This is a genomic window from Lysobacter sp. SCRH-1R, from assembly GCF_057747855.1.
The window spans coordinates 1,465,081-1,482,899 of sequence record NZ_CM173227.1 but is presented as its reverse complement, the minus strand read 5'-3'; the positions used below and the strand labels follow the sequence as shown (position 1 = coordinate 1,482,899).

Annotated in this window: 17 protein-coding genes and 2 pseudogenes; 7 read left to right on the top strand and 12 right to left on the bottom strand. The window is 67.8% G+C overall.

What is annotated here, in order from left to right; translation table 11 throughout:
• Positions 1 to 120 precede the first annotated feature (120 nt).
• From AC3ANK_RS06860 to AC3ANK_RS06845, 4 genes are all read left to right on the top strand, one after another.
• Positions 121 to 825: a response regulator transcription factor gene (locus AC3ANK_RS06860; RefSeq protein WP_206859220.1), complete on the top strand. Its 705-nt coding sequence runs from the start codon at positions 121 to 123 to the stop codon at positions 823 to 825.
• Complete coding sequence (locus tag AC3ANK_RS06855; RefSeq protein WP_206859221.1) at positions 822 to 2,093, top strand: ATP-binding protein; 1,272 nt, start codon at positions 822 to 824, stop codon at positions 2,091 to 2,093. The genes AC3ANK_RS06860 and AC3ANK_RS06855 overlap by 4 nt, the downstream gene beginning before the upstream one ends.
• Before the next feature lie 95 nt (positions 2,094 to 2,188).
• Positions 2,189 to 2,608, top strand: a complete 420-nt coding sequence (locus tag AC3ANK_RS06850; RefSeq protein WP_484172512.1) for a hypothetical protein — start codon at positions 2,189 to 2,191, stop codon at positions 2,606 to 2,608.
• An 88-nt stretch (positions 2,609 to 2,696) separates the two neighbouring features.
• On the top strand, positions 2,697 to 3,146 hold the full coding sequence (locus AC3ANK_RS06845; protein WP_484172511.1) for a carboxymuconolactone decarboxylase family protein: 450 nt from the start codon (positions 2,697 to 2,699) through the stop codon (positions 3,144 to 3,146).
• A gap of 623 nt (positions 3,147 to 3,769) precedes the next feature.
• Here AC3ANK_RS06845 and AC3ANK_RS06840 read toward each other — a convergent pair.
• The 10 genes from AC3ANK_RS06840 to rimP all read right to left on the bottom strand — a co-directional run bounded on the left by AC3ANK_RS06840 (position 3,770) and on the right by rimP (position 15,307).
• Positions 3,770 to 4,642 carry an RNA polymerase sigma-70 factor gene (locus tag AC3ANK_RS06840; protein WP_206859228.1) on the bottom strand — a complete coding sequence of 291 codons (873 nt, stop codon included), beginning with the start codon at positions 4,640 to 4,642 and terminating at the stop codon, positions 3,770 to 3,772.
• 88 nt (positions 4,643 to 4,730) lie between these two features.
• A complete protein-coding gene (locus tag AC3ANK_RS06835; protein ID WP_206859229.1) occupies positions 4,731 to 5,165 on the bottom strand; it encodes a hypothetical protein in 435 nt (144 codons plus the stop codon).
• Positions 5,162 to 5,803 (bottom strand): DUF5671 domain-containing protein, encoded by a 642-nt coding sequence (locus tag AC3ANK_RS06830; RefSeq protein WP_206859230.1) that lies wholly within the window; start codon positions 5,801 to 5,803, stop codon positions 5,162 to 5,164. Before AC3ANK_RS06830 ends, AC3ANK_RS06835 begins: the two co-directional genes overlap by 4 nt.
• A 268-nt stretch (positions 5,804 to 6,071) precedes the next feature.
• A complete protein-coding gene (pnp, locus tag AC3ANK_RS06825) occupies positions 6,072 to 8,180 on the bottom strand; it encodes a polyribonucleotide nucleotidyltransferase (protein ID WP_206859234.1) in 2,109 nt (702 codons plus the stop codon).
• 193 nt (positions 8,181 to 8,373) lie between these two features.
• Entirely contained in the window at positions 8,374 to 8,634 is a 261-nt protein-coding gene (gene rpsO, locus AC3ANK_RS06820) for a 30S ribosomal protein S15 (RefSeq protein ID WP_206859236.1), read from the bottom strand.
• 197 nt (positions 8,635 to 8,831) lie between these two features.
• The gene (gene truB, locus AC3ANK_RS06815; RefSeq protein WP_484172510.1) at positions 8,832 to 9,800 is read right to left on the bottom strand and encodes a tRNA pseudouridine(55) synthase TruB; all 969 of its coding nucleotides are present in this window, start codon (positions 9,798 to 9,800) and stop codon (positions 8,832 to 8,834) included.
• 195 nt (positions 9,801 to 9,995) lie between these two features.
• Positions 9,996 to 10,376: a 30S ribosome-binding factor RbfA gene (gene rbfA / locus AC3ANK_RS06810; protein WP_206859241.1), complete on the bottom strand. Its 381-nt coding sequence runs from the start codon at positions 10,374 to 10,376 to the stop codon at positions 9,996 to 9,998.
• 111 nt (positions 10,377 to 10,487) lie between these two features.
• The gene (gene infB, locus AC3ANK_RS06805) at positions 10,488 to 13,094 is read right to left on the bottom strand and encodes a translation initiation factor IF-2 (RefSeq protein WP_206859243.1); all 2,607 of its coding nucleotides are present in this window, start codon (positions 13,092 to 13,094) and stop codon (positions 10,488 to 10,490) included.
• 89 nt (positions 13,095 to 13,183) lie between these two features.
• The gene (gene nusA, locus AC3ANK_RS06800; RefSeq protein WP_206859245.1) at positions 13,184 to 14,671 is read right to left on the bottom strand and encodes a transcription termination factor NusA; all 1,488 of its coding nucleotides are present in this window, start codon (positions 14,669 to 14,671) and stop codon (positions 13,184 to 13,186) included.
• A gap of 60 nt (positions 14,672 to 14,731) precedes the next feature.
• Positions 14,732 to 15,307, bottom strand: coding sequence for a ribosome maturation factor RimP (rimP, locus tag AC3ANK_RS06795; RefSeq protein WP_484172509.1), 576 nt, complete (start codon positions 15,305 to 15,307; stop codon positions 14,732 to 14,734).
• Positions 15,308 to 15,697: 390 nt separating this feature from the next.
• Between rimP and AC3ANK_RS06790 the strand changes: the two genes are divergently transcribed.
• Entirely contained in the window at positions 15,698 to 16,354 is a 657-nt protein-coding gene (locus AC3ANK_RS06790; protein ID WP_484172508.1) for a hypothetical protein, read from the top strand.
• A gap of 131 nt (positions 16,355 to 16,485) precedes the next feature.
• Here AC3ANK_RS06790 and AC3ANK_RS06785 read toward each other — a convergent pair whose 3' ends face one another.
• Complete coding sequence (locus AC3ANK_RS06785) at positions 16,486 to 16,725, bottom strand: hypothetical protein (RefSeq protein WP_484172923.1); 240 nt, start codon at positions 16,723 to 16,725, stop codon at positions 16,486 to 16,488.
• Between AC3ANK_RS06785 and AC3ANK_RS06780 the strand changes: the two are divergent.
• Positions 16,688 to 17,026: pseudogene (locus tag AC3ANK_RS06780) on the top strand (SOS response-associated peptidase family protein); the annotation flags it as partial. The gene AC3ANK_RS06785 and the pseudogene AC3ANK_RS06780 sit on opposite strands and share 38 nt — an antisense overlap.
• 138 nt (positions 17,027 to 17,164) lie before the next feature.
• Here AC3ANK_RS06780 and AC3ANK_RS06775 read toward each other — a convergent pair.
• Positions 17,165 to 17,404, bottom strand: a complete 240-nt coding sequence (locus AC3ANK_RS06775; RefSeq protein WP_484172923.1) for a hypothetical protein — start codon at positions 17,402 to 17,404, stop codon at positions 17,165 to 17,167.
• On the opposite strand from AC3ANK_RS06775, the pseudogene AC3ANK_RS06770 reads away from it, so the two are divergent.
• Positions 17,367 to 17,705, top strand: a pseudogene (locus AC3ANK_RS06770) (SOS response-associated peptidase family protein); the annotation flags it as partial. The gene AC3ANK_RS06775 and the pseudogene AC3ANK_RS06770 sit on opposite strands and share 38 nt — an antisense overlap.
• Between the last annotated feature and the right edge of the window lie 114 nt (positions 17,706 to 17,819).

The window sequence follows — 17,819 nt, the reverse complement described above, 5'->3', positions numbered from 1 at the left end:
GATCGCGTTCACCGGGCATTCCACCGAGGCGGCATCGCGTGGAATTCCGACGCCATTCCCACGCCGGGGGGCGCAGAATGGGCCGTGGCGCCGCCGCGCCGGCATTGGAGACGAACCGCGATGCGCGTGCTGGTCGTGGAAGACAATCGCAACCTGGTCGCCAACCTGTTCGAGTATTTCGATGCGCGCGGCTACACGCTCGACGCGGCGCCCGACGGACCCACCGGCCTGCACCTGGCGGTGACGGTGGACTTCGACGCGATCGTGCTCGACTGGATGCTGCCGCGCATGGACGGCCGCGAGGTCCTCAGCCGGATGCGCGAGGCGGGCCGCGACACGCCGGTGATCATGCTCACCGCGCGCGACGAACTGCCCGACAAGATCGCCGGCTTCCGCGCCGGCGCCGACGACTACGTCACCAAGCCCTTCCACCTTCCCGAACTCGAAGTGCGGCTGGAAGCGCTGGTGTCCCGCGCACGTGGACGTGGACGCAACAAGGTGCTGCAGGTGGGCGATCTCAAGCTCGACATGGGCACGCTGGAAGCCACGCGCGGCGGCCGTTCTCTGCACCTGTACCCCGCCTGCCGCAAGCTGCTGGAAGTGCTGATGCAGGCCAGCCCCGCGGCGGTCACCCGCGAACGCCTGGAACATGCGCTGTGGGGCGACGATCCGCCCGACGGCGACATGCTCCGCTCGCACATCTACGAACTGCGCCGCAGCGTCGATGGCCCCTTCCCGGTGAAGCTGATCCAGACGCTGCCGCGCGTGGGCTATCGCATCATCGCCGGCGAAGCCGCGGCGGGCGCCGGCGGGGCGATCGAGTGAGCGGTGCGCGTACCGGACTCCGCCGGCGCATCCTGCTGGGCCTGCTCGGCTACGTGATCGTGCTGAGCGTGGCGGTGGTGGTGCACGGCTTCGTCGTGAACGAGCATGCCGAAAGCCTCGTCTGGCAGACGCTGCTCGATTCGGAGATGGACCATCTGCTGGAGCTGCGCGAGCGCGACCCCGACTATCCGTGGACCAACACGCGCAGCCTCGCCTTCTACGACGGGCGCGATCCGGCCGGCATGCCGGCGCCGTTGCGCGGCGTCGCGCCCGGCGTGTACGACGAGATCATGATCGACGGCGTCGAACGCGTCGCGCTGGTGCGCGAGGTCGATGGGCGTCCGCTCGCGCTCGCGCTGGACATCACCGACCTGGAGGAACGCGAGTTCGACATGGGCCTGACCATGCTGGGCTCGACGGTGACGCTGGTCGTGCTGCTGTGCATCGCGATCGGATGGAGCGTGAACCGCCTGCTCAAACCGTTGCGCGACATGGCGCAGTCGATCGGACGATTGCGTCCGGACCAGGCGGGGCAACGCATCGACACGCCCGATTCGGCCAGCGCCGAGCTGGTGGTGATCGCCGACGCGCTCAACGACTACCTGCAACGCAACGACCGCTTCGTCGAACGCGAGCGCGTCTTCATCGACAGCGCCAGCCACGAGCTGCGCACGCCGGTGGCGGTGATCGCCGGCGCGAGCGAGATCGCGTTGCAGCAGCCCGGTCTGCCCGAACCCGCACGCGGCCAGCTGCTGCGCATCCAGCGCACGACGCGCGAAGTGGAGCAACTGGTCTCGCTGCTGCTGGTGCTGGCGAAGGATCCGGCGCGGCTGGCGCGCTCCAGCGACCACGTCGCGCTGGACCAGCTGATCCCGGAAATCGTGGAAGACCACCGCCATCTCACCCGCGACAAGGACCTGCACCTGGACATCCAGGCGCTGCCGCCGTGCGAGATCATCGCGCCGCTGCCGATCGTGCAGGTCGCCATCGGCAACCTGCTGCGCAACGCGATCGAGCACAGCGATCGCGGGCGCATCACGATCCGGCTCGAACGGCCCGCGACGGTGGTGATCGACGATCCCGGGCACGGCATGACGCCGGAGGAAATCGCGGAGATCTACGCGCGCGTGGCGCGTGGCGGCGGTCGCGATGGCGGCGGCATCGGACTCGATCTGATCTCGCGATTGTGCGAGCACCTCGGCTGGCGGCTGGATTTCGCGTCCGACGAAGGCCGGGGCACGACCACGACGCTGCGCATGGCACCGTGAGTCGCGCGCCCGATGCGCACTCGCTTCAGGGCACGCGCGCTTGAGGCGTCCGGTCGTGCTGCGTAGGCTCGGCGTTCGGTTATCGGAGGACACGCATGCATCCGGGCTGGAAGATCGGTGGGCTTCTCGCGCTCGCCGTGTTCGCGATGGGCTCGCTCGTGGGCGGCGCGCCGTATCTGGAAGGCGAGCTTCCCGGCGGGCTGCCGTTCGGCAATGCGTTGGCGGCGCTCGGGTTGTGCGCGATCGCGGGCGGTGGCGTGGCGATCTCGCGTCCAGGTGTCGTGCGCCGCGTCGCGCTCGCCGGACTGTTCGCGGCGGCGGCGTGGTTGCCGGTGTCGATCGCGATGGCAGGGAATCTCGCGCTGGTGTTCTCCGGTGCGCGCGGGGATGCGTGGATAGCGTGGAGCGCGGTGGTCGCGGCGTTCTCCTTCGGGTCGCTGGCATTGGCGGTGATGCAGCGCCTGGTTTCGGGCGTGTGGCCGTTCCTCACCCGGGCGACGTCGCGGGAGCGCTGAATCGCGTTCGATCGGCTGTCACAACTTCGTCTGCGGGTCCGTCCTTGTTGATGAAGCGGCTCTCCTGGCCGCAATGATGAGAGACGACATGAACGCTGCCCTCCCCCTCGACTACACCGCCCTCGCCCCGAGCGCCTTCCAGAACCTGCTCCAGCTCAGCACCGGCCTGCACAAGGGCCCGCTGGGGCCGAAGCTGGTGGAATGGGTGTCGCTGCGCGTTTCGCAGATCAACGGCTGCGTGTTCTGTCTGGACATGCACGCCAGCCTCCTGCGCAAGTACGGCGAGAGCCAGCGCAAGCTCGACACCCTGCCCGGCTGGCGCGAAAGCCCGCTGTTCGACGCACGCGAACGCGCCGCGCTGGCGTGGGCGGAGACGCTCAACGCGCTCGGCGCCACGCCGGTGCCGGTCGATGCGCTGGAGCGCGCCCGCGAGCATTTCGACGAGCGCGAGATGGCTGAGCTGACGTTCGCGGTCGCGGCGATCCGTGCGTGGAATGTGTTGAACGTGGGGCTTCGGAAGGAGTTGCCGGATGCTTGAGGCTTTGCGGTTTGTTTGACTCCCGCCCCTGCTTGCAGGGGTGAGGAGGGACGCTTGCGCGCCACTGGCACGCGTCGCGACGAACGCCATCGGGCTTTGCCCGATGGCCGCGGGGTTGGAAGGGAAGTTGCCAAGCCGCATCGGGGCGAGCGCGGTCGGACGAATGTCCTGCTGCGCTGCTTGTTCGGGCAGGCAGGATTCATGGCTGCATCGTTCGCCATCGCTGCGTGCGCTGGAAAATCCAGCACGCCTCCGTGCGCATCACAAGCGCGAGCTGATCATTGAAGCCGGCCGTCGGACGCGTGACTCCGTTGCCCCTCGCCCCAACCCTTCTCCCGTTGGGAGAGGGACTTAAGCGCGCGCACCCACGTCGCCGCTTCGGCGATCTGCTGCGCCGTCGTCGTTGCGTCGTCCGGTTTTGCATTTGTAGCCCGGGTAAGCGAAGCGCACCCGGGATGCTGGCACGCCCGATCCCCGGGTGCGCTTCGCTTACCCGGGCTACAGAAGCTGCAGACGCAAGCCGATCGTCGAAACCAGCCTGCCAACGCCACTACTTCGCCGACCCTCACTCCCCCCCCTCTCCCGAAGGGAGAGGGGCCCGAGCCGCAGCCGCCGCAGGCCACTCACGCCACCAAGCCCCTCAACTTGTCCGGATTCAACACCGAAAGCACCTGCGTGATGCGGCCGTTCTCATCCACGCCGATCGTGCTGATCGAATGCAGCCGTCCCTCGTGGAAACGCAGCAGCGCCGGTTCGCCGTTGACGTGGCCCAAGCGGAGGTCGGCCTCCCCCTCCGTGCGGCGCGCGACGGTCCAGTAGAGATCGGCGATGCGCGCCGCACCTTCCAGCGGGCGGATCACCGCGGTGACCTTGCCGCCGCCATCGGACACCAGGCGCGCGTCCGCATGCAGCAGCGCCATGATCGATTCGCGATCGCCCCGCTGCATCGCATGCATGAAGCGCTCGAGCAGGCGGCGATGCGTATCCGGCGCGACGGCGAAACGCGGGCGTCCGGCCTGCACGCGCGTGCGCGCGCGACTGACCATCTGGCGGCAGTTCGCCTCGGTGTGGCCGAGCAGCCCGGCGATCTGCGCGTAGTCGTAGTCGAAGACTTCCTTCAGCAGGAACGCGGCGCGCTCCTCGGGCCCGAGCTTTTCGAGCAGCGCGAGGAACGCCAGCGACACCTGCCCCGCGACGTCGGCCTGCTGCTCCGGGCCGGGCGAATCGTCGGCGTTGAGTGGCTCGGGCAGCCACGGGCCGGGATAGACCTCGCGCTCGGTACGCGCCAGGCGCAGCCGGTCGATGCCCAGCCTCGTCGTCGCCGTCACCAGCCAGCCCTCGGGGTCGCGGATGGCCGAACGGTCGGCCTGGTGCCAGCGCAGCCACGCGTCCTGCACGATTTCCTCGGCGTCGCCGCGGCTCCCCAGCATGCGGTAGGCCAGCGCCATCAGGCGCGGGCGGTGGGTTTCGAAAGCGGTGTCGGGCGTCTCGGACATGGGGTGGCCGGATGAAGGTGCGATGTCTACAGGACGGCCACGAGACCGGGCCTGTGACATGCCCCACGTCATTCGTGGGGCATGCCGTTCATTCGACCTCGACCTTCGCCTTGTCGGGCAGCTTCAAATCGAAGCAGTACCGTCCGGCCGGATGCGGCCAGTCGGCGCGACCGTAGCGACCTTGTTCGACGGCCGCCGTATCGGTCTCGAACACCGCGCAGAGCCGATACGTGCGCCTGCCTTGCGCGAGGTACCCGTAGGGCTTGCCCGTGAACGGGTCCTGCGCGGACAGGCGCACGCCCGGCCGTGCGAGCGCGCCCATGTCCGCCGGCAGCGAACCGGTACGTTCGGCCCAGCTTTCGATCTCGTCCTTCAGCCGATCCAGGTCGCGCACGCGACGTTCGTCCTGACGCACCATCCGCTGCTGGCCCGGCGTCCCCATCGACACCACCGCCGCCACCACGCTCGCGGCAACCACCACGCCGGTGGCGATCAGCAGCCAGCGGCCGGTCGCGCCGCTCATGCGTCCACCTCTTCGCGTCGCAGATCGTGCAGGTACCAGGCGAATGCGCTGCCGGCGATCAGCGCGACCACGACGACCTTCAACAGAAAGCGCGTGGTCAGCTCGCCGCCCAAGACGTTGAACACCAGCGTCGTCATGTCGCCGATCAGGACGGCCGCCGCCACGAACAGCGTCAGGTACGTCAGCCAGCGGCGCACGGGCGAGAGTCGCTTGATCGGGTGGCGCGCCACGTCCTTCGCCACGTAGTTCGACACGAACGCGAAGACCGGGAAGGCGATGATGAGCGCCGCCGTCGACCAGCGGATCGAGCGGGCAATGCGATACGCCGCGTATTCTTCGGCCGGATCGGGCCATGCACGCTCGATCAGGTCGAACAGCAGGCTGCCCAGGTGCCAGGCGGCGAAGTACAACGATGCGAACAGCACGAGATAAAGAAAAGCCTCGCGCGCCGACACGGATGCGCGCGGGCGGGGCACGGGAACCACGAAGGGCGTGTCGGCGTATGCGTCGATGACGCCGCGCGTCTGGTCGTCGCGCCAGCCTGCACTGGCGAGCGCGGCGGTGATGGACGCCTTGGACTCTCCGCGTACCAATGCCTCGTATACGAAGCGCTCCAGTTCCTGCGATCCCGACGCCATGCGGTTCCCCTTCCGGTTGGATGACGCAAGGGTAGCAAGGCGGTGACGTGCGGGCGCATGCGTTCCCGATCACCGCTCGTGTAGCGCGGGTAAGCGAAGCGCACCCGGGGACTGTCACGCCCATGCCGGGTGCGCTTCGCGTATCCCGGCTGCAAGCGCAAAAGCGATTCGGGACCGGTCGTCCGAAAGAACGCCGGCAAAGAAAAAGCGGGCCGAAGCCCGCTTTTTCGTACGTCCGGCGAAATCGCCGAAGGATCGAACGTCCGGCTTACTCGGCCGGCACGCCCTCGCCTTCCTCGACGGCCTTCATCGACAGGCGGATGCGGCCCTGCTTGTCGACTTCCAGCACCTTCACCTTGACCGTGTCGCCTTCCTTCAGCTTGTCGGAGACCTTCTCCACGCGCTCGCTCGAGATCTGCGAGACGTGCACCAAGCCGTCCTTGCCCGGCAGGATCGTCACGAACGCACCGAAGTCCATGATCTTGGCGACCTTGCCTTCGTAGATGCGGCCCGGCTCGACGTCGGAGGTGATCTGCTCGATGCGCGCCTTGGCGGCCTGCGCAGCGGCGGCGTTCACCGACGCGATGACGATGGTGCCGTCGTCCTGGATGTCGATCTGCGTGCCGGTTTCCTTGGTGATCGCCTGGATGGTCGAACCGCCCTTGCCGATCACTTCGCGGATCTTGTCCGGGTGGATCTTCATCGTCAGCAGGCGCGGCGCGTACTCGCTCAGCTCGCTGCGCGGCGCGGTGATGGCCTTGGCCATCTCGCCGAGGATGTGCAGGCGGCCTTCCTTCGCCTGGGCGAGGGCGACCTTCATGATCTCCTCGGTGATGCCCTGGATCTTGATGTCCATCTGCAGGGCGCTGATGCCTTCCTGCGAACCGGCCACCTTGAAGTCCATGTCGCCCAGGTGGTCTTCGTCACCCAGGATGTCCGACAGCACGACGAAGCGATCGTCTTCCTTCACCAGGCCCATCGCGATACCCGCGACCGGCGACTTCACCGGCACGCCGGCGTCCATCAGCGCGAGCGAGGAACCGCACACCGAGGCCATCGACGAGGAACCGTTCGACTCGGTGATTTCCGACACGACGCGGATCGTGTACGGGAACTCTTCCAGCGTCGGCATCGTGGCGAGCACGCCGCGCTTGGCGAGGCGGCCGTGGCCGATCTCGCGACGCTTCGGCGCGCCGAAGCGGCCGGTCTCGCCCACCGAGTACGGCGGGAAGTTGTAATGGAACAGGAAGTTTTCCTTGTACTCGCCCGAGACGGCATCGATGATCTGGCCGTCGCGCGCGGTGCCCAGCGTGGTGACCACGATGGCCTGCGTCTCGCCGCGGGTGAACAGCGCCGAGCCGTGGGTACGCGGCAGCACGCCGGTCTTGCACTCGATCGGACGCACGGTGGTCAGGTCGCGACCGTCGATGCGGACCTTGGTGTCGAGCACCGCGTCGCGCATGGTGCGGTATTCGAGATCGCCGAACTCCTTGGCGTACTCACCAGCCGTCCAGCCCGAAGCTTCGGCGCGGCCGGAGAGCTGTTCCCACGTGTCCTTGCGGATGGCGGAGATCGCGTCGCGGCGCTCGGCCTTGTTGCGGATCTGGTAGGCCTGCTTCAGCGAAGCGCCGGCCGATTCGACGATGGCGGCGATCAGCGCGTCGTTCTTCGCCGGGGCGACCCAGGTCGACGGCTTGGTGCCGGCTTCCACGGTCAGCTCGTTGATGGCGTTGATGACCTTCTGCATCTCGCGATGACCGAACATCACCGCGCCGAGCATCACGTCTTCCGACAGCATCTTCGCTTCGGATTCGACCATCAGCACGGCATTGGACGTACCGGCGACGACCAGTTCCAGGTCGGAGTCGGCCAGCTGCGTGGCGGTCGGGTTGAGGATGTACTGGCCGTTCTTGTAGCCGACCTTGGCGGCGCCGATCGGGCCCTGGAACGGCGTGCCGGCCAGCGCCAGCGCGGCCGAGGCGCCGATCATCGCCGGGATGTCGCCGTCGATTTCCGGATTCAGCGACATCACCGTCGCGATGATCTGGACTTCGTTCTTGTATTCCTCGGGGAACAGCGGGCGGATCGGGCGGTCGATCAGGCGCGAGATCAGCGTTTCCTTCTCGGTCGGACGGCCTTCACGCTTGAAGAAGCCACCCGGGATGCGGCCACCGGCGTAGAACTTCTCCTGGTAGTCCACCGTCAGCGGGAAGAAGTCCTGCCCTTCGCGCGCGCTCTTGGCGGCGACGGCAGACACCAGCACGACGGTGTCGTCCATCTTGACGATGACGGCGCCGCTGGCCTGGCGAGCGATTTCGCCGGTCTCCAGCGTCACCTGGTGATCGCCGTACTGGAAGGTCTTGGTGATTTTTGCCACGTTGGGTTCCTATCGTTTCTGATGCGTTCCGGTCGAGGCCCCTGCCCCGCTCCGGGCGACCGCGTTGGCGGCCAGAATTCGGATGATCGAACCGGATGGTTCGAAGTCTTGCGTGGAAGCGCCGTGCGCCTCCGTGTTGCCGTACCTCAAAAACGAACCGCGGCGCATCGCTGCGCCGCGGCTGGTATTGCGTTTAGCGGCGCAGACCGAGTTTCTCGATCAGGGCCTTGTAGCGCTCGTTGTCCTTGCGCTTCAGGTAGTCGAGCAGGCTGCGGCGACGGTTGACCATCTGCAGCAGGCCACGACGGCTGTGGTGGTCCTGCTTGTGGATCTTGAAGTGGCCGGTGAGCTGCTCGATGCGAGCGGTGAGCAGGGCGACCTGGACTTCCGGCGAACCGGTGTCGTTGGCGCCGCGCTTGTTGTCTTCGATGATCTTGCTGGTGTCGATGGACATGATGTGCCTTGTAGATGCGAGGCCTGCAGAAAGCGAATCGACCGGAATGACCCGCGCCGACGCACCGCCTGGCCCGCCGTTTGCTGATGGGATGTTGCGAAAGGGAACTGCTTAGGTGCTTGAAAAGCGGCGAAATTGTAACAGCAGGCCCACGCGAATGCGACCGCCGCGATGCGTGAAGGCCACGGTCGGCCGATTCACGGAGCCGGGCGCGCGGCCGGATCCGCGGCCTGTTCAGGCGGCCCGCCCTGTGCGGCCCAGCGGAACAGGCGTTGCGGCGCGAGCCGCGCGCCGGTGCGCTGGCCGATTCCCAGACACCGGCCGTCCGGACCGGAGACGGCGACGAGCCCATCCGTCCTCGGCTCGCAATCCACGCTCTGGCCCTGCCCGATCCGCCGCGCCGCCGCCGCGTCGAGTTCCACGCAGGGGAACTGCGCCAGCCCCGCCTCGATCGGCAGAAGGCAGGCTTCGAGCGCGCCCTCGCCCCCGGCTTCGCGCAGGGCGCGCAGGTCGTCGAGGGTGAACATGCGCGGTTCGCGGAACGGATCGACCCACAGCCGGCGCAGCGTCGCGACGTGGGCGCCGCAACCGAGCGCCTCGCCGAGATCGCGGACCAGGCTGCGCACGTAGGTGCCCGATCCGCATTCCACGTGCAGCCGCAGGCGCGGGCCGTCGCGTTCGATCAGTTCGAAGCGGTGGACCACGACGTCGCGCTCCGGCGCTTCGATGGCCTCGCCTCGGCGCGCCTTGGCATAGAGCGGTTCGCCGCCCTGCTTCAGCGCCGAGTAGATCGGGGCGCGCTGGCGGATCGGGCCGCGCAGCGGTGCCAGGGCGGCCTCGATCGACGCGTCGTCCAGCGTCGGGACCGGTCGTTCGAGCAGCGGCGCGCCGTCGGCGTCGTCGCTGTCGGTGGTGAGCCCGAGCACAGCAGTGGTTTCGTAGGCCTTTGCCGAGCCCAGCAGCAGCCCGGCGATCTTGGTCGCCTCGCCGAAGCACAGCGGCAGCAGGCCGGTCGCCAGCGGATCGAGGCTGCCGGTGTGGCCGCCCTTCTCCGCGCGAAACAGGTGGCGCGCCTGCTGCAGGGCCTGGTTGGAGCTGAGGCCCTGCGGCTTGTCCAGCAGCAGGATGCCGTCGAGCGGGCGGAAGCGCGTCTTGGCTTTCGTCATGGATCGTCCGCAGAGGGTCCGCAGGTCGCAATCGGGGCGCGATCCATGCCCGCCGTGCGGCAGGACACGGGACCGCGCGCTTCCGTGCGAATCCTGCGGGGATCCCCGGGTCAGGGCAACGGGTGTGTGAATCGGATGGAAGACGGGCTGACGGACGGCAGTGAGTCCGCCGGTGCGCGATGACGCGGACGGCGGCTAGTCTTTGGCGGGATCCGCGTCGTCCTGCCCGGCGGCCGGGTTGTCGCGCAGCAGGTTGCCGATGCGTTCGCCACGGTCGACCGAATCGTCGTAGTGGAAATGCAGTTCCGGCACGTGACGCATCTTCACCGCGCGGCCGAGCTGGAAACGCAGTTCGCGGGAGAGTTCCTTGAGGGCCTTCACGGCCTCCTTCGAACGCTCCGGCTGCAGCGCGGTGACGAACACCTTGGCGTGCGCGAGATCGCGCGAGACTTCCACGTCGGAGACGCTGACCGACGGCAGGCCGTGCTCGCGAACGGCTTCGTGCACCAGCGTGCCCAACTCGCGGCGGAGCTGGGCGGAGACGCGGTCGGTGCGGTGGAACGATTTGCTTGGCACGTGTTGGTGATTCGCGATTGGTGATTCGTGATTCGAAAGACCGCCAGGCCGTGATCGGGATCCGCTGCTCGCTTTTGACGAATCACGAATCCCGCATCACGAAACCCGGCTTCAGAGCGTCCGCTGCACCTCGATGCGCTCGAAGCACTCGATCTGGTCGCCCGGCTTGACGTCGTTGTACGCCTTCACGCCGATGCCGCACTCGGTACCGCTGCGGACTTCGTCCACGTTGTCCTTGAAGCGGCGCAGCGATTCCAGTTCGCCCTCGAAGATGACCGCGTTGTCGCGCAGCACGCGGATCGGCTTGTTCCGCTTGACCACGCCCTCCACCACCATGCAGCCGGCGACGGCACCGAACTTCGAGCTGCGGAAGACGTCGCGGACCTCGGCGGTGCCGATGATCTCTTCGCGGATCTCCACGCCCAGGATGCCCGAGGCCACCTGCTTCACCTGGTCGATCACGTCATAGATGATCGAGAAGTAGCGCAGGTCCAGGCCGTTGGCTTCGATCACCTTGCGGGCCGAAGCGTCGGCGCGCACGTTGAAGCCGATGATCGTGGCCTTCGCGGTGAGCGCGGCGTTGGCGTCCGACTCGGTGATGCCGCCCACGCCGGAGCTGATCACGTTGATGCGGATCTGCTCGTTGGACAGCGCGGTGAGCGACTGGCGCAGCGCTTCCACCGAACCCTGCACGTCGGCCTTGACGACGAGGTTGAGGCTCAGCTGGCCCTCGCCCTTGCCCATCTGGGCCATGATGTCTTCCATGCGGTTGCCGGCGGCGGCGACCAGGCGCGATTCGCGGCGCTTGGCATCGCGCTGCTGCGCGACGTCCTTCGCCAGACGCTCGTCGTCGACGACCACGAAGTCGTCGCCCGCGTCGGGCACGCCCGACAGGCCCAGCACCTGCACCGGGATCGACGGGCCGGCCTTCTCGACCTGCTTGCCGTTCTCGTCGAACAGGGCGCGCACGCGGCCGTACTGCACGCCGCACACGAGGTAGTCGCCCTTCTTGAGTTCGCCCTGCTGCACCAGCACGGTGGCGACCGGACCGCGGCCCTTGTCGAGCGCGGATTCGATCACCGTACCCGTCGCGCGGCCGGTCGGGACGGCGCGCAGTTCGAGCACTTCGGCCTGCAGCGAGATCGAGTCGAGCAGGTCGTCGACGCCCAGGCCGGTCTTGGCCGACAGCTCGACCATCTGCGTGTCGCCGCCGAAATCCTCGGCGACCACGTCCTCGGCCAGCAGGTCGTTCTTCACGCGGCCCGGATCGGCATCGGACTTGTCGATCTTGTTGATCGCCACGATCAGCGGGACGCCGGCAGCCTTCGCGTGCTGGATGGCCTCGCGCGTCTGCGGCATCACGCCGTCGTCGGCGGCCACGACCAGCACGACGATGTCGGTGAGCTTGGCGCCGCGCGCGCGCATCGAGGTGAACGCCGCGTGGCCCGGGGTGTCGAGGAAGCTGATGACGCCCTTGTCGGTTTCCACGTGGTACGCGCCGATGTGCTGGGTGATACCGCCGGCTTCGCCGGAGGCCACCTTCGTGCGGCGGATGTAGTCCAGCAGCGAGGTCTTGCCGTGGTCGACGTGGCCCATGATGGTGACCACCGGCGGACGCGGGGTCTTCTCGCCCTGCGTCTCCTCGACGTGGGCCAGCAGTGCGTCTTCGGCGGTCGCGGCATCGGCCTTCACCACCACGTGGCCGAGTTCCTCGGTCACCAGCGCGGCGGTGTCGTAGTCGATCGACTGGTTGATGGTCGCCATGACGCCCATCTTGAACAGCGCCTTCACCACGTCGCCGCCCTTGAGCGCCATCTTCTGCGCCAGGTCGGCGACGGTGATGGTCTCGCCGATCGCCACTTCACGGACGATGGGCGCGGTCGGGCGCATGAAGCCGCTGCCCGAACGGGCCTGCTCGGCGTGACGGCGGGTCGGCTTGGCCTTGCCGCGCGAGCTGGCGCCGCGACGGGCGCGCTCGGAGGCGCTCAGGTGCATCTGGCCGGCGAAACGGTTGGTGCGGTCGTCGTCCTCGACGGTCGCGACCATCGCGTGCGAACCGCGCGTCTTGTGCGCCGGGGCGCCGCGGGCGGGTTCCGGTGCGCGCGCCGGAGCGGCAGGCTTGGGATGACCGTGGCCGTGACCGTGACCATGGCCGCCGGCAGGCTTGCGTGCCGGCTCCTCTTCCTCGACGGCGCTGGCATCGGCCAGGCGCGCGCGCTCTTCTTCCTCGGCCTTCTGGCGCGCGGCTTCCTCGGCCTCGCGCCGGGCGGCGTCGAGCTCGTCGGCGCGGCGCTTGTCGTCAGCGGCCAGGCGCTGCTGCTCGGCGAGGTTGCGCTGCTTGGATTCCTCCAGCTTGCGCAGGATCTCGGCGCGCTCGTCGTCCTCCGACATCGGCTGCGACTCGGTCGGCTTCACCAGCGTGACCTTCTTGCGCACCACGACATCGACGGTCGTCTTGTTCTTGCCGCCGCCGACGGTGATTTCCTGCTTCCGGCTGCGGTTGAGCGTGATCTTCTTCGCCGCATCGCCCGGCTCGGCCTTGTCGGCCTTGCCGTGGGCGCGCTTGAGGAAGCCGAGCAGCTTGACTTTCTCGATGCTGGTGACGACCTGGTCGGGGCCGCTGAAGGTCATGCCGGCCTCGGCCAGCTGCTCCAGCAACTTCTCGACCGGCGTGTTCACCAGTTCGGCCAGCTTGCGGATGGTGGTTTGCTGCGACATTCGGATTCGGTGTCCTCGTGGCGCGGGACGGGTCCCGCGCGTGTTGGCGTCATTCTAGCCCGGGGGTGCCGGACGGGCCGACGCGGTATTCATTCGAACCAGTGCTTGCGCGCTTCCATGATCAGCGCGGCGGCACGGGCCTCGTCGATGCCTTCGATATCGGTCAGCTCGTCGGTGGCCATGTCGGCCAGGTCGTCGCGCGTGACCACCCCGCGGGCGGCCAGCGCGTAGGCCGTGGCCTCGTCCATGCCGTCCAGTTCAAGCAGGTCGGCGGCCGGCTGGTGCTCGTCGAGCTGCTCCTCGGCCGCCAGCGCCTCGTTCAGCAGGGCGTCGCGGGCGCGCGAGCGCAGTTCCTCGACGATGTCCTCGTCGAAGCCCTCGACCGCCAGCAGCTCGCCGACCGGCACGTAGGCGATTTCCTCGACCGTGCTGAAGCCTTCCGAGACCAGGATGCCGGCGATTTCCTCGTCGACTTCCAGCTTGTCCTGGAACAGCTGGCGGGCGGACGCCTGCTCGGCCTCCGACTTCGCCGTGACCTGGTCCTGGGTCATCACGTTCAGCTGCCAACCCGACAGGCGGCTGGCCAGGCGCACGTTCTGGCCACCCTTGCCGATCGCCTGGGCCAGGCGGTCTTCGGCGACGGCCAGGTCCATCGAATGCTTTTCTTCATCGACGATGATCGACTGCACTTCGGCCGGCGCCATCGCGTTGATGACGAACTGCGCCGGGTTGTCGGACCACAGCACGATGTCCACGCGCTCGCCGTTGAGTTCGTTGCTCACGGCCTGCACGCGCGAACCGCGCATGCCGATGCAGGCGCCGATGGGGTCGGTGCGGTTGTCGTGCGCGACCACGGCAATCTTGGCGCGGTCGCCCGGATCGCGGGCGCAGGCCTTGATCGACACCAGGCCCTGGCCGACTTCCGGCACCTCGAGCTTGAACAGCTCCATCATGAATTCCGGCGCCGCGCGGCTGATGAACAGCTGCGGGCCGCGGGGCTCGCTGCGCACGTCGAACAGGTAACCGCGCACGCGGTCGCCGGTACGCAGCACGTCGCGCGGGATGCCCTTGTCCTTCGGGATGATCGCTTCGGCGTTGCCGCCCAGGTCGACGTAGATGTTGCCGCGCTCCACGCGCTTGACCACGCCGGTGACCAGCTCGCCCACGCGATCCTTCCACGCGTCCACGACCTGCTGGCGCTCGGCCTCGCGCACGCGCTGGACGATCACCTGCTTGGCGGCCTGGGCGGCGATGCGGCCGAATTCGGGGTTCTCGATCTGCTCTTCGATGTAGTCGCCGACTTCCACGCCCTCGACCTCGTCGATGGCGTCCATCAGGCGGATCTGGCGATCGGGCGATTCCATGACGACGTCGTCGGCCACGACTTCCATGCGGCGGAAGGTCTCGTAGCTGCCGTCCTTCTGGTCGATGGTGACGCGAACCAGCACGTCCTGGTCGTGGTAACGCTTCTTCGCGGCCGAGGCCAACGCGGCCTCGATGGCCTCGAAGATGACTTCGCGCGGCACGCCCTTCTCGTTGGCGACTGCGTCCACGACCAGCAACAATTCCTTGCTCATCTCTCTGACTCCGCACGGTCGGCGACTGTCGCCGCCGGCATTGGGTGGTGAATTCGGTGGTTACTTCTTCGCCTTCGAAGCGCCGCCCTTGGGGGCGCCCTTCGACGGCTTGTCCTTGCCCGGCTTGACCGGAGCCAGACCCAGCGCGGCCCAGTCCGGGACCAGGCGCGCCTTGTCGATGTTGCCGAACGCGACGACGAACTCGCTGCCGTCCACGTCGAAGGCGACGTCGTCGCCCTGCACGCGCACGATGCGGCCCTGCAGGCGACGGCGGCCGTCCTGCGGCAGCTTCAGCGCGACCTTGGCGGTCTCGCCCTGGAAGCGCTCGTAATGCGCCAGGGTGAACAGCGGACGGTCGATGCCCGGGGAGGAGACTTCCAGCGTGTACTGGCCGCTGATCGGGTCCTCGACGTCGAGCTGCGCCGACACCTCGCGGCTCACGGCCTCGCAGTCCTCGATGGTCACCGAACGCGGCTGGCCGTCCTCGCCCGCGGCCTCCTCGGCCGGGACGTCGATGTACAGGCGCAGCACGGCGCTGCCCGGGGCCGGCAGGTACTCCGCGCCCAGCAGCTCCACGCCCAGCGACGCGACGGCCGGGGCGAGCAGGTTCGCGATTTCGACAGCTTTATCGGCCACGCGTCTCAACTCCCATGAAACCGGCACCGTGTTGCCGCTCCGGTGCCTCGATGCAATGCAATACCCAGCAAAACGCCACTGCGTACACGTTCTTCCGAAGCACGCATTCCAAAGCAGTTACTTCCGGATCGCGAGCCCACAAGCGCGAAAACGACAAAGGGCCCTTGCGGGCCCCTTGTCCGTACAGCTGGATGTCGGTGTGGTCGCGTGAGCAGTGCGCGACCACCAAGCCCGAGCCTTTGGCTGGAAGAGTCCGGTTCCGGACTCTCCACGGCGCCTGTCGTGAAGACTGCGCCTGCCGAAGCTGGTAGCGGGGGCAGGCTCCGTACTCTATCTGAGTGAACCGGTCCTAATCCCGCTAGGCCGCGCATGATAGCGGACCGCTCGGGAATGGTGCAAACCCTGTCCATTCAGGGAGCACTGCGGCGCCTCCCCGCCGCGCGCGTCGATCTCCGCCAAGTCCAGCAAACACAGCCGATCGCCGCGACGGTCAACTGTGTGGATGGGGGAAGCACCGGAAGGATCCAGGTGAAGGCGGCGCTGCTCGTTGCGCTGCTCGCGCTCACGTCGATCGCCGGCGCAGCCAGGGCGGCGGACGACCAGCCGTCGCTGGCGATGTCGGTTCGCAGTGAGTCGGGCGAGTCGATGGATGACTTTGCGGCTCGCATCGGCCCTGCCGTCGTCGAGGAGGCGATGCGCCGATCCGCCGAACTGTGCGGCGAGATCCGCCGGGATGGTGAGGCGTTCGCGCTTGACCTTTACACCATCCAAGGCCTGCGGGAGTGCAGCTACCGGCGCTTCGCCGCGCACGACTACACCGGGCTGACGTACCACACGCACATCTTCATCGGCGAAACCGACTGGCACCGCCTGAAGGCCAAGCTTATGAACCCGAGGTTCAGCGAGGACGACTACGCGCACCCGGGGTACTTGGCCACAGGCCGCAAGGTCCTGTTCCAGAACGGCCGGGGCACGGAACGGAGGGTGCGGCCGGACCTTGACGGCGCGGCCCAGCCCAGCGATCGGGCCATCGCGAACCCGCCGTAGGCCCGCGCTATATTCGGGGGAGCCGACCCTAGAGGCTCCCCCATGTGCTATTCCGCCCAGGTCTGGGCCAACTACCGGAAGTTCTGCCGCGAATTCGGCGCGACCCTCTCGGTCGAGGAGTTCGCCATCCTCTACTTCCACGACAAGGGGAAGGCGCGGCCGAAGACCCCGAAGGCAATGGACGACGCGTTCGCCGCCGGCGATACGCCGGAGGAGCACGAGATCTGGCGGAACATCGTCCATTGGAACCGCGAGGCGGCAGCCAAAGCCGAGCAGGAGCTGTTCACCCAGACCACGCGCCTCAACACCGCCCAGCGCGCCCTGCAGTCGAAGGTGACGAAGAAGGCGCAGGAAGACGTGCGCATCGCCACCAACAAGATCGAGGCGGCGAAGCAGAAGCTGGCGGATCTGCGGCGCACCGATCCCCTGCCCCGGGACTCGCGCGTGTTCCCGGGCGTCTACGCGCCGGTGATGATCTGGGAGGACGGCCGGCGCGTCATCAAGCCGATGCGCTACTTCTGCCGGCTGCCGGGCTGGACCGAGGCGATCGAGCGCAAGTTCCCCGGCACGTACAACGCCAGGCGCGACAAGCTCGAATCGTCGTGGAAGGGCCTGTTCGGCATCCAGCACGGGATCATGGTCGCCGACGTCTTCTACGAGAACGTCGAAGGGCCGAACGGCGAGAACCAGGTGCTGGCGTTCACGCCGCGGGATCGCGAGCCAATGCTATTCCGCCCAGGTCTGGGCCAACTACCGGAAGTTCTGCCGCGAATTCGGCGCGACCCTCTCGGTCGAGGAGTTCGCCATCCTCTACTTCCACGACAAGGGGAAGGCGCGGCCGAAGACCCCGAAGGCAATGGACGACGCGTTCGCCGCCGGCGATACGCCGGAGGAGCACGAGATCTGGCGGAACATCGTCCATTGGAACCGCGAGGCGGCAGCCAAAGCCGAGCAGGAGCTGTTCACCCAGACCACGCGCCTCAACACCGCCCAGCGCGCCCTGCAGTCGAAGGTGACGAAGAAGGCGCAGGAAGACGTGCGCATCGCCACCAACAAGATCGAGGCGGCGAAGCAGAAGCTGGCGGATCTGCGGCGCACCGATCCCCTGCCCCGGGACTCGCGCGTGTTCCCGGGCGTCTACGCGCCGGTGATGATCTGGGAGGACGGCCGGCGCGTCATCAAGCCGATGCGCTACTTCTGCCGGCTGCCGGGCTGGACCGAGGCGATCGAGCGCAAGTTCCCCGGCACGTACAACGCCAGGCGCGACAAGCTCGAATCGTCGTGGAAGGGCCTGTTCGGCATCCAGCACGGGATCATGGTCGCCGACGTCTTCTACGAGAACGTCGAAGGGCCGAACGGCGAGAACCAGGTGCTGGCGTTCACGCCGCGGGATCGCGAGCCAATGCTATTCCGCCCAGGTCTGGGCCAACTACCGGAAGTTCTGCCGCGAATTCGGCGCGACCCT

Bases quoted from the DNA above. Each gene is read 5' to 3' on its own strand.
- AC3ANK_RS06860 (WP_206859220.1), top strand. From the start codon at position 121: ATGCGCGTGCTGGTCGTGGAAGACAATCGCAACCTGGTCGCCAACCTG.
- AC3ANK_RS06850 (WP_484172512.1), top strand. From the start codon at position 2,189: ATGCATCCGGGCTGGAAGATCGGTGGGCTTCTCGCGCTCGCCGTGTTC.
- AC3ANK_RS06845 (WP_484172511.1), top strand. From the start codon at position 2,697: ATGAACGCTGCCCTCCCCCTCGACTACACCGCCCTCGCCCCGAGCGCC.
- AC3ANK_RS06840 (WP_206859228.1), bottom strand. From the start codon at position 4,642: ATGTCCGAGACGCCCGACACCGCTTTCGAAACCCACCGCCCGCGCCTG.
- AC3ANK_RS06835 (WP_206859229.1), bottom strand. From the start codon at position 5,165: ATGAGCGGCGCGACCGGCCGCTGGCTGCTGATCGCCACCGGCGTGGTG.
- AC3ANK_RS06830 (WP_206859230.1), bottom strand. From the start codon at position 5,803: ATGGCGTCGGGATCGCAGGAACTGGAGCGCTTCGTATACGAGGCATTG.
- rpsO (WP_206859236.1), bottom strand. From the start codon at position 8,634: ATGTCCATCGACACCAGCAAGATCATCGAAGACAACAAGCGCGGCGCC.
- truB (WP_484172510.1), bottom strand. From the start codon at position 9,800: ATGACGAAAGCCAAGACGCGCTTCCGCCCGCTCGACGGCATCCTGCTG.
- infB (WP_206859243.1), bottom strand. From the start codon at position 13,094: ATGTCGCAGCAAACCACCATCCGCAAGCTGGCCGAACTGGTGAACACG.
- nusA (WP_206859245.1), bottom strand. From the start codon at position 14,671: ATGAGCAAGGAATTGTTGCTGGTCGTGGACGCAGTCGCCAACGAGAAG.
- AC3ANK_RS06790 (WP_484172508.1), top strand. From the start codon at position 15,698: ATGGTGCAAACCCTGTCCATTCAGGGAGCACTGCGGCGCCTCCCCGCC.